Origin of the sequence: Clostridium thailandense (assembly GCF_019207025.1) — a bacterium.
Taxonomy (GTDB): domain Bacteria; phylum Bacillota; class Clostridia; order Clostridiales; family Clostridiaceae; genus Clostridium_AM; species Clostridium_AM thailandense.
This window is the reverse complement of record NZ_JAEEGC010000177.1, coordinates 16,561-28,177: the sequence shown is the minus strand read 5'-3', so window position 1 is coordinate 28,177 and position 11,617 is coordinate 16,561. Positions and strand designations below refer to the sequence as shown.

The following is an 11,617-nucleotide window of genomic DNA, read 5'->3' as shown; positions in this document are numbered from 1 at the left end:
GTGACAGGAGCTGCTACAGTAATACTTGCCATGGGCGCAGGTAAAAAAGCTGCAAAAGCTATTGATGAATTTTTAACCTAGTAAAGCTGAATAAAATTTTTACATGAGAATTGACAGTTGACAATTGGCAGTGAAGGAGGAGTTTTATAAAAGCCTTTAACCTCTTCTCTGAAAATTGTCAACTTTTATTTAAAAAACTTATTATGTGGAGGAATAGATAATGGAAGACAAAACTCTTCAAGCTTTTTTAGAAGTAATGCCTTCTATGAAGGAGATATTTGATGAAGATGTAGGAGTTGTAGTAACTGATAAAAAAAATATTATTTTTTATCGTCCAGGTGATACAATTGATTTAAAGCATAAAGTAGGAGATAGATTATTAATAGAAGAACCTTTATATAAAACAATTGAAAATGGTAAAAAATATTCTTCAATAGTACCAAAAGAAATACATGGTATTCCGTTTAAAGCAGTTACCTATCCAATTAAAGATTCAAAGGGAGAAGTTATTGGTGCTGTTGGTATATCTAAAAGTTTAAAAAAGCACTTTGAAGTTGAAGAAGCCTCAGAAAGCTTATTTGTTTCACTCCAACAGACAAATGCAAGTGTTGCAGAAATTTGTAATGGTTCTCAAAATTTATTTGCTATGATAGAGAAAATAGTAGAATCAGCAAAAAAAGCAGAAAAAGAATTAAAAGAGAGCTATGAGATTCTTAACTTAATACAAAATGTAGCACGTCAATCAAATTTATTAGGATTGAATGCAGCAATTGAAGCAGCAAGAGCAGGTGAATATGGTAAAGGGTTTTCAGTAGTTGCAAGTGAAATGAGAAAATTAGCTCAGGTAACTGGCGAATCTTCTAAAAATGTGTCTAAGACTTTGATAGATATGAATAACTCCATTGAAGATATCAAAAAGGTTGTAAACCAAGTACATATCATTTCTGAAAATCAGGTGGCTGAAACTGAAGAAATTACAGCAGTACTAGAGAAAGTTACTTTAGATTCTCAGAGGTTAGTTGATTCATCAAAGATTATTTGAATTGCATATAGGCAATAAATTTTAATACGAAAGAAGGAGAGATAAAATGCAAATGTTCCATATGTTAAACTTATCCATGTACCAGTGGCTTTGGGTAATACTAGCAGCGTTTTTTTTAGGATTTTCAAAAACTGGAATAAGTTCTTTTTTGATGCCTGCTATACCTATCATTGCAGGAATATTTGGAGGTAAAGAATCTACAGGAATTATGCTTCCTATGCTTATACTAGGCGATGCTTTTGCATTATACTATTATAACAGACATGCAGAATGGGGTAATATAAGAAAACTTTTGCCATGGACAATAGTCGGACTAGCTTTAGGAGTTTTGGTTGGTAACTACGTTAATGATAAACAATTCAAAATTTTTATTGCTATTTCAGTTTTAATATGTTTATTTATCCTAATTTATACTGAAAGAAAGGGAGAAGACTTTAGAGTTCCACAAAATCCCGTTCTTTATGCGTTAACAGGTATGCTTTGTGGATTTACATCTATGATTGGTAATGCTGCAGGACCAATATTCAGCGTTTACTTATTAGCTAAGGGATTTAAGAAAAACGATTTTATGGGCACAACTGCATGGTTTTTCTTTATTATAAATATAACAAAGGTGCCATTACAGATCATATTCTGGCACAATATTTCATTACAGACGGTTTTTTTTGCAGGAAGTATGATACCAGCTATAGCAGTAGGAGCATTATTAGGAGTTTTATTCATTAAAAAGCTTAATGAAAATTTATTCCATAGGGTCATTTTACTAGTTACAGCAATAGGAGCCATAAAATTATTTATATAGATAAGTCATTTATGTGATAAAAATGTTTTATATCGATTGAGAAGGAAATAAACCTATAATATTGTTTTAAATTAGTATTGAAAAAATTTTAACAAATGAGTTATAGTTAAATACACAAGTTAATTTATTATTAAAAGTATAAAAAGGAGGATAATTTTAGTGAATTATAAGAGGATTACACTGCTTCAGATTGAATATTTTTTGGCTGTGGCAAGGCATTTAAATTTTACAGAAGCTGCAAAAAGCTTATATGTTTCACAACCTTCTTTGAGTAAGCAAATTGCGATATTAGAAAATGAGATAGGAGTTCAGCTTTTTTTCAGAACAAAAAGGGATGTTAGGCTAACAGCAGCAGGTATGGTGCTGTTTAAAGAAATGGGTGGGGTAGTAGAACTTATAGAAAATTCTATAGAAAAATCAAAAAAACCTGATTTAGGTGAAAATAGTACTATAACTATTGGATGTTTAGATGCTATGGATACAAGCGCTTTTTTGTCACCTATAATAAAAAAATTTAGAGAAAAATATCAAAGTGTAAATATAGTATTAGAAAGACATTCTTTTAGGGTATTAAGAGAAAAGCTTATCAATGGAAATTTGGATGTGATATTTACTCTGTCTTTTGAAATTGATGATTCTCTTGGAATTCTTTCAGATGTTGTACATAAGGGAAATGGATATATTGTAATGGAAGCTTCACATCCACTAGCAGGTAAAAAAAACTTAAGACTTGAGGATTTTAAAGATGAAAACTTTATTATGATTGCAAGAGATGAGTCACCAAAAGGCTTTGATGGAATTATAACTCTTTGCAAGAAGCATGGTTTTGCTCCTAAAATAGTAAAACAGCTTCCAAATGTAGAATCACTAATTCTATGTGTTGAATCTGGATTAGGAGTCGCTTTACTTGATTCCAATATTAGATTATATAACAATCTCAATATTAAAGGTGTAAAAATAGAAGATGACTTTATAAGTTATATTATGGCATGGAAAAAGGAGAATATGAATACTGCAATTCCATTGTTTACAAATAGCGTTTTAAGTGAAGTCAAATTATAACACAGGATGGTGTTTTTATGAATGTTAATCAATTTGAATGTTTTGTATCATTAGCACAATACTTAAATTTCACAAAGGCATCAAGAGCAATGCATATTACACAGCCAGCTTTTAGCCGTTACATTTCCAACTTGGAAGATGAACTAGGCATAATTCTCTTTTATAGAAATAAGAGATCGGTTGAATTAACTGAAGCTGGAAAAGTATTTTTAGAGGAAGTAAAAAAAATGCTTCATCACTTAAATAATGGAATTATAAATGCTAAACAAGTTCAAAATAGAAAAAGCCAAACTCTCAAGGTAGGATTTATAGGACCTTTTGCTAGTTATTTTTTACCTAAGCTTTTAACCAATATTAGAAATACTCATCCTAATGTAGGATTGAAGATTAGTGAATATAGCCATTCTAATTTAATAGAATCAATAAGAAATAATGAAGTTGATGTAGCATTTACAGCATCTTTTCAGCTTGAATCCATTGCAGACATAACATGGAAGACAATATATGAAGATTGTTATAATGTAGTATTGCATCGAGAACATCCTTTAGCTTGCAATGATACCGTAAATTTAAAAGATCTTTCCAGAGAGCCGTGTATTTTTATGAATTCTAAAGAATGGTCTCAAGGATACAAGCGGGTTGAAAATATTTGTCTTAAACATGGATTTTCTCCAATTGTTGTATCAGAAGAGCAATATATAACTAGTGTAATGACTTTAGTAGAATGTAGAGTAGGATATGCCATACTTCCTAAAGTTTTTCAAATATTAGCTTCACCAGAATTACGTTTCATAAAAATTGAGAAGTTTAATGAAGTTAGTGAGGAAGTTATAGCATGGAAAAAAAATAATAGCAACCCCTGCATACCTATTTTTATTGACGAGGTAGAGAAAATGATTCCATATATAAGGCAAGTTTATGATAATCTTCCTTAGAGTAGTCATAAATAGTTACATAGCAATTGTATATAGATTATTGAATTAAAGCTTTATTGATATTTTGTAGAATATTAATAAAGTTTTTATTTTTTATGTAAATTTGTTATAACAGTCAATCAGATTCGGCATTTTACAAGGCAAAACCTAAGTGTTAACATTTACATATAATGATTTTTTAATATTGTAGGAGGTCATAAACTATGAAAAAAGACAATTTCAGATGGCTTTTGATAATTGCCGTTGTAGTAGTTGCTACAGCTACTACTACGAATATGATGGCTTTTGCACCTATACTAGGCGATATTGCAAAAGATTTAGGGATTTCAATTCCTGTAGCACAAGCTAGTTTTTTAGGTATATTTGTTTTTGTTGTTGCAATTTCTACACTTGTGAGTGGTACTCTTGCAGATCGTTTTGGAGTAATGGCCGTAATGATTTTGGCACTTGTTGTAACAACTATACCAAGCATATTATTTTCTGTAGCCGGGAAGAACCTTTCTATATTAATGGCATTTAGGGTTGCACAAGGTTTCGGTGCTGGTGCAATTTTTGCTGCAATCCCATTAGTTGCAGCAGCATGGTTCTCGGAAGAAGAAAAAGGGTTTGCTGTTGGAGTTGGAATGACGGGAGTTAACGGTGGAATGATGATAGGAGTTGCTGTTGCACCTATAATTAATCAGATAACGGCAAACTGGAGAACTACCATGTCATGGATTGGATATGTTGATTTTGTTGTGCTATTATATGTTATTTTCCTTACAGTTCAGTATAAAAAACATACACCATTAAATCATACAATACATACTCAAAATGGTGAAGCTTCTAACAGTGCTATAAAAGAAGCTTTAACTAATCCAAGAACATGGGTTGGCATAATTATGTGTATGCTTATATCATGGTTATTAAATGCTCTTAATGATTTAACACCTCAATATTTTGCTCTTCCAATTCCTATGGGTGTTGGATTTGGATCAGTTGTAGCAGGAAGATTAATGTTGCTGGTTCAAGTTGGAACTGTTGTAGGTAGTCTGCTATCAGGTATCGTTATTGACAAAGTATTTAAGGGGAACACTAAACCTGTGTTGATAATAGGATTTGTATGTACTGCTGCTTGTGTTTATCCAATTTTATTCTCAGTAGTATACAATAATTTAACAGTTCTTATGATACTTTTATTTCTTGCAGGAACTTTTGTAGCATTTCTAAATCCAGCAGCATCTACTTTTGTAGCTCAGGTTTATCCTGAACATGTTGTTGGTAGAGTTGTTGGTTTATGGTTGGGAATAGGTGCATTTGGTGGATCACTTGGTGTGTTTGTAGGAGCTCTAGCATTACATAAAACAGGAAACTATCATTTAACAATTACTCTATTTGCTATAGTTGCTATGATTGCATTGATATTATCAAGAATAATCGGCTTGAAAAAGAGTGGTGGGGAAGTAAGTGTAGAAAATTAATGATTTTATAATAAATAAGATTTATATTTATGAAGAATAATGGTATACTTTAATATGAAAATTAGGGGGAACTAATATGACAATGAAAGTAACACAAGATTCGATGGGAACACATCTTGATTGGAAACATGAAGGAGTCACTCCAGCAATGATTGATTGGTTTTGGAGTAATATGGAAAAGTGTTTTCTTTTGTGGCATCCTTCACAGCATGAGCCTTTAGTTTGGGCAGTACCACCAAAACATGGCAACCCTATAGGTTCAGTTCACATAGCACCACAAACATGGAATGATGGAACACGACAAAATCTTTATATTAGATTTGAAGATTTAGCAACAGTTTCAGTAGAAGTAAAAGATTATATTGTCTATGAACATTGTGTAGTAGTAGCTGGCCTTGGATTTGGAGAAGAAAGTATGAAAAAAGGAGAACCTATGGGATACCGTATACACCAATGGCAGAAAACTGACTATGGTGTAGTTGGCAAATCATCAGCAATTGGTATGAAAAAGAAAGAAACGCCAGAAGAAGGCATTATATGGTCACAGCACTGTGCAGAAGAAGTAGGAAACTGGGGAGTTTTCTTACCTCAAATGTATAATTTATTTAAAGTTGTTACTAATACCAATTACAACCCATATGCAGATCTTACTGTTGAAGGTAAAGGAAAAGAATTGAAATATAAATACATTAAGTAAAAAATGGGAAAAACACTACAGTAATCTATTTCTACAGTAGTGTTTTTTTACATGCATAATTTATTTTTAGCGAAAGGGGAAAATGGTTATAGTGAATAAAAAGAAAATGGAAAAGAGCGAAATATGCGAAGAGAAAATTAGAGAGATAATAAAAGAATATGAAACATATAAAAGATGCAAAGTAGATTTTTTATCCATTGCTAATGCAATGGCAGATGGAATTTATGTGGTAGATCACAATGGAATTGTTGTTGATGTTAATAGAATATTTGAGGATATTGTAGGCTTAGAAAAACGTGATTTGGTAGGAAAGCCAATGGAAACTATATGGAAGGGAAAAATTTATAGTGAGGAAGAAGCTTTTGTGGTATTAGAGCACAAAAGCAGTATGCCAAGTATGGCTATGATTAGTAAAATTAAAGGGAAAAAGCTAAAAGAAAAAAAACCTAAATCAGTAGGATTAATGTCATTAGAAGAAAAGAAAGAGATATCTGTTGTAACTAGAATTGAAAGAATGGATAAAACAGTTATTATGACAGGAATTCCTTTTTTCAATGAACAGAATAAAGTAGAATGTGTAGTCACCGTAATTAGAGATATAACTGAATTTATACAACTAAAAGAAAAGCTTGAGAATCTGGAGAAAGATAAAAGAAAATATATAGATGAAATAAAATATTTAAGGAAAAATCAAATGCAGACGGACTTTGTTGGTAAGACTACTGGTGCTGAAAAGATTAAGCATCTTATTAAGCAAGCATCAAAGACTGATGTAACTGTGCTTATAACAGGAGAAACTGGAGTTGGAAAAGAAGTAATTGCACGGGAAATATATAAAAATAGTCTAAGGAAAAATGGGCCGTATATAAAAGTAAATTGTGCTGCAATACCAGAGAACTTGTTAGAATCAGAATTATTTGGATATGAAAAAGGTGCCTTTACGGGAGCACAGTATAAGGATAAATTAGGTCTATTTCAGGTGGCAAATCACGGTACAATTTTATTAGATGAAATAGGTGAAATCCCACTTAAACTTCAGTCAAAGCTTCTTCGCGTTCTACAGGAACGGGAAATAACAAGAATTGGAGGAGCAACTGCTGAAAAAGTAGATGTAAGAATAATTGCAGCAACAAATCAAAATTTGCAGGATCAAATTAATAAGGGGATTTTTAGAGAGGATTTATACTACAGATTAAACGTTTTTCCAATTAGAGTATTACCACTTAGAGAAAGAAGAGAAGATATTTTGGTTTTAGCTAATAACTTTATTGAAAGTTTCAATAAGAAATATAACAAACACAAAGGATTTGAGAAATCAGCAATAGAGGCACTTGAATTCTATAATTGGCCAGGAAACGTGAGAGAGCTAGAAAATATAATAGAGCGATTAGTAGTAATTGATGATGAACCACTTATAAAAAGAAACGATATAGTTAATACTTTAGGTAAGGATACTTTCACAAGTGAAATCGTAAATGAGAATATTAATCTAAAAGAAGCGGTGAATTTATTAGAAAAGAATATTATTGAAAGAGCATTAAGAAAATATGGAAGCACGTATAAAGCTGCTGATGCATTGGGCATAAAGCAATCAACAGTAGTAAAAAAAGCCAAAGCCCTGGGAATAACTAAATGGTAATGAAAAAAATCATCATATTGATACGAAAATAAATTGCAATGAAAAGTAATAAAATAGTCATTTTTATATTAATGTAATGAAATTTTTCATTACATTAGTTTTGTTATAGACAACGTTTTCAAAAAAGATAATTAATTAACAAACTAAAACAAGAATTGAAAAAAATTTTTTTGGATAAACTCCTGTGTTTGCAATGCATTTCAGGAGTTTTTATATTGAGTTTAAAAAAGTATACAAGCTTTGGCATAGGTATTGCTAAATATAATTATATAAAAATTACAGAAAGAATTAAGGAGGCTATTAATATGGCAATAGAATTTAACCCTATGAGAAGTTTAATTTATGTAGACGTTGTAAAAGAGGATTACAGACATATGTTAAAACATTGGCTTTATTATCACCATGTACCAGAAAGCATGTCACAGTTTGGTCCATATGTAAGTAAGTATGCATTTTATCCTGCATTACCGACACCACCAGATGGAGAAAGATTTGGAACTCACAGAATGCAATTAACAGAGCATTACTGGATGGTTAATCCATTGACACCTGAATTTAAGAACAAAACTATGACTGAATATTTTCCTATTGATGTATTAAAGTGGCAAGGTAATGTTCCAGATGATAACAAAGTAGCAGTTCTTGAAGGTGAAGAAACAGAAATGATGGAATCAGGAGATACTGCAAGATCAGCTGGTGGTGATAATGGCTGTCCTCCATTTATATGGGCTTTTGTACCTCTTTCTTGGGAAGAAGATTTAAAAGGTGCAGGAAGAACTATGGAAGATGGACCAAACTACCGCTGGCAGTTTGTTATGAAATATCCAGATGGTGTGTCTATAGAAGAAGGAGACAAGTGGTTCTATGAAGAAGTTGTACCAAAGTTTCAGGAGTCTCCAGATGTAACAAGGATGTTAACAAGCAAAATTATTCAGAGCGTTAACCACTGTCCATATCAAAGAGTAGTCGAAATTTGGTTTAACTGTCCTTCAGGCTGGCACAGAACTGCAGTAGAAAAGGCAAAAGAGATTAAAAAACCATCTTGGGCTAAGTATGATGAATTTCCTTATTTAAAACCTAAATTTGAAATTTCTAGCTTATTCTTAACAGACATTGCTGAAAGTGATAACTATACACAATACAGAGGATTTATTCCTATGCGTTAAATAAAATGGGGCTGTCCTAAAACTAAGTTAGTTTTATTGATTGTGGTGAAAGACACTATTATAGTTGTCTGTCGTTCTATAAAAATTATGTGAAGCATTTTTTAGAGAACAATTGGCAAAGGGCAAAGGACAGCGAAGGAGAGTTTTCTTCTTTCACTGTCCTCTCATAAAATATTGGGACATCCCTAAGCTTTAATTCGTGAAAACGATTTTGTGTGGAAAATAATTTTTAATTCTAAATTTAAAATCTTTAATGAAAGAAGGAGTTGTCATGTCAATAAAAAGGAAAGCACTTTTAATTCAAGGCGCTTTTGGTGCAGTTATACTAACTCTTTTGATGCAGCCAATGGGGGCTTTAGGATTTGGAAATTATAATTGGACTTTATTTATTGTATTACTGCTATTTTTCGCAATGGGTGCAGATTTTAAGAAAATACCTTCTATGATTGTATGTTACCCAATTGGAATTTTGTGGGCCATGGCAAACGGAATGTTAATAGGAGTAATGAAAGGATTACCAGGATGGATACCTAATATAGCACTTACAATGATTACAATATTTTGCATACTGACAGTTCATGAAAATTTACTAAGAGATACTATATTTGGAAATATACCGGCATTATTTTTAGGGCTTGCGGAAACATTCTTTATATTTTCAATCCAGCCAGCTAATGCTCCAGCAATAACACCATTTCATTTATATGGATTCTTCCTTTATGGAATGATAATGACGGTTGTGTTGGTACTTGGTGGGGGAGCACTTTGCAACATAATCATCGGCAAAGATTGGCCTAAGTATGTGTTTGGCGAACATCAATAGAGATTATATAGTTGAAATAAATTAAAATTGAATTATTTATAGGTGCATTGCTTTATATTATGGCAATGCACTTTGTTTTTTATAGAAAGCTGTAATAAATGTAGATACATATTCTAGAATGATCTCTACTAAAATTAAAGGTTACAAATTATTAATAATAATTTCCAATTATTCATATTGAAACTAATATAATAATGTGTATAATAGTTAGTATAGTTAATAATTAGTTAAGCTAACTATTAACCATACTAACTATTATTTATATGACTATCAGTATATTAAATTAATCTATTAAATTATTTGTAAATTTAAAATATCCATCTTATTTATTAATTCAAGTAATTAAGGGTAGGTTAATTTAAGAACTGTAACTTAAAATTAATAGTGTTATTGAAATAATATGAAAAAACATTTTAAGGAGTGTTATTTATGGATAAAAAAGATGCTGATTTAATTGAAATTGATCCAATGGAATTAACTTTTGAGGTAACTGACGAGATTGTTAAAGTTTCAGAGCTAATAAATAGAGTTGTTGAAGAATGTTATAAAAAATTTGAATTAACACAAGTACAGTTTAAAGTTCTATATTATTTATATTTATGTGGTGATGAAGGAAGCACTTCATCTAATCTTAGTAAGAGATTAGGAGTAAAGAAACCAAGTGTAACAACTTTAATTGATAGAATGACATCAAAAGGAATTGTTATAAGACAGGAAAATGAAAAAGATAGGAGGTATACAAAGGTTATTATAACAGAAGAAGGTAAGAAAGTTTTAGCCGAGATATTGCCAGATAAAGAAAACTTTATAGCTTCTTTATTAGGTGTTTTACCAGAAGAAGAAATGAAAATTTTACATGAATCACTTGTGAAAATCAGACAACGTTTAACAACAGGTTCTTAGTAAATAAACATATTAATTGATTTAGGAGGGTTTATATGAAAAGAAAAAGTATTGTATTATTAGCTCTAGCAATTACAGTGGGTCTGTTTTCAGGATGTAGTAAAAATGTTATTTTAACGGGAGATAAAATAGTAAAACAGCAAAGCGATCACTTAATTGTTCAAGGAAGCATAGAAACTAAAGAAATAAACATCAATTCTAAAGTTGCAGGAAAAATAACAGACATAAAAATCAAAGAAGGAGATAGTATTAAAAACGGACAAGTTTTGATAACTATAGATAATAGTGCTTTAGTTGCAAAAGAAGCTCAATCAAAAGCTCAAATTGATGCAGCTACTGGACAAATGAAAGCAGCAGAAGCAGCAAAATCAGCAGCACAAGCACAACTTCAAAAAGCTCAAAATGGAGCAAGACCTGAGGAAATTGCTCAAGCTAAATCTCAATATGATTTAGCGAAATCAACATATGATAGAGTAAATGGCTTGTATAGTAAAGGCTATGCAGCTAAAGAAGATTTAGATAAAGCTCAAACAGCTATGGATGTGGCAGAAAAGCAATATGATGTTGCTAAAGATGGAGCAAGATCTGAAGATATAGCATCATTACAAGCACAGGTAAATCAAGCAGATGCAACAATACAGGGATATGAGGCTCAAATTAAACAAGCTCAAGGTGGACAAGATGAAGTACAAACTTATATTAATGATACTACAATTACTGCACCATCAGATGGAACAGTAACACAATTAAATGTTGAAGCTGGTGAACTAGTATCTACAGGGATGCCTCTTTTAGTAATGACAAATACAACTGCACCTTGGATTGAATGTAATGTAAAAGAAACAGACCTTTCAAAAGTGAAGTTAAATGGAGAAGTATCTGTAAAACTTTCTGCTTATCCTGATGAGCAATTTAAAGGTAAAATAGTTAGAATCAATAAGGATGCTGATTTTGCAGTTAAAAGGGCAACAAATGATAATGGGGAATTTGATATATTGTCCTATGGAGTTAAAGTTGAATTAATTGATATGAATAAACCACTTCATGCGGGAATGACAGCTTTTGTTGACTTTGGAAAGAAGTGATTA

11 protein-coding genes are annotated in these 11,617 nt (G+C 31.4%); all 11 read left to right on the top strand.

Annotated elements, in window-relative coordinates; genetic code table 11:
- Window positions 1-220: 220 nt before the first annotated feature.
- A complete protein-coding gene (locus tag I6U48_RS26465) occupies window positions 221-1,042 on the top strand; it encodes a methyl-accepting chemotaxis protein (protein WP_218323512.1) in 822 nt (273 codons plus the stop codon).
- 46 nt (window positions 1,043-1,088) lie between these two features.
- Window positions 1,089-1,844, top strand: coding sequence for a sulfite exporter TauE/SafE family protein (locus I6U48_RS26460; RefSeq protein ID WP_218323511.1), 756 nt, complete (start codon window positions 1,089-1,091; stop codon window positions 1,842-1,844).
- 159 nt (window positions 1,845-2,003) lie between these two features.
- A complete protein-coding gene (locus I6U48_RS26455; RefSeq protein WP_218323510.1) occupies window positions 2,004-2,906 on the top strand; it encodes a LysR family transcriptional regulator in 903 nt (300 codons plus the stop codon).
- Between the two features lie 17 nt (window positions 2,907-2,923).
- Window positions 2,924-3,841 carry a LysR family transcriptional regulator gene (locus I6U48_RS26450; protein WP_218323509.1) on the top strand — a complete coding sequence of 306 codons (918 nt, stop codon included), beginning with the start codon at window positions 2,924-2,926 and terminating at the stop codon, window positions 3,839-3,841.
- A gap of 203 nt (window positions 3,842-4,044) precedes the next feature.
- Complete coding sequence (locus I6U48_RS26445; RefSeq protein ID WP_218323508.1) at window positions 4,045-5,301, top strand: MFS transporter; 1,257 nt, start codon at window positions 4,045-4,047, stop codon at window positions 5,299-5,301.
- A gap of 76 nt (window positions 5,302-5,377) precedes the next feature.
- The gene (locus I6U48_RS26440; protein ID WP_218323507.1) at window positions 5,378-5,998 is read left to right on the top strand and encodes a hypothetical protein; all 621 of its coding nucleotides are present in this window, start codon (window positions 5,378-5,380) and stop codon (window positions 5,996-5,998) included.
- Between the two features lie 91 nt (window positions 5,999-6,089).
- A complete protein-coding gene (locus I6U48_RS26435; RefSeq protein ID WP_312891144.1) occupies window positions 6,090-7,637 on the top strand; it encodes a sigma-54 interaction domain-containing protein in 1,548 nt (515 codons plus the stop codon).
- Window positions 7,638-7,852: 215 nt separating this feature from the next.
- The gene (locus I6U48_RS26430) at window positions 7,853-8,803 is read left to right on the top strand and encodes an acetyl-CoA hydrolase (RefSeq protein ID WP_376774607.1); all 951 of its coding nucleotides are present in this window, start codon (window positions 7,853-7,855) and stop codon (window positions 8,801-8,803) included.
- A gap of 271 nt (window positions 8,804-9,074) precedes the next feature.
- Window positions 9,075-9,626, top strand: a complete 552-nt coding sequence (locus tag I6U48_RS26425; RefSeq protein WP_218323506.1) for a DUF1097 domain-containing protein — start codon at window positions 9,075-9,077, stop codon at window positions 9,624-9,626.
- A 429-nt stretch (window positions 9,627-10,055) separates the two neighbouring features.
- Window positions 10,056-10,529, top strand: coding sequence for a MarR family winged helix-turn-helix transcriptional regulator (locus I6U48_RS26420; protein ID WP_218323505.1), 474 nt, complete (start codon window positions 10,056-10,058; stop codon window positions 10,527-10,529).
- 35 nt (window positions 10,530-10,564) lie between these two features.
- Window positions 10,565-11,614 (top strand): HlyD family secretion protein, encoded by a 1,050-nt coding sequence (locus tag I6U48_RS26415; RefSeq protein ID WP_218323504.1) that lies wholly within the window; start codon window positions 10,565-10,567, stop codon window positions 11,612-11,614.
- Window positions 11,615-11,617: the final 3 nt, after the last annotated feature.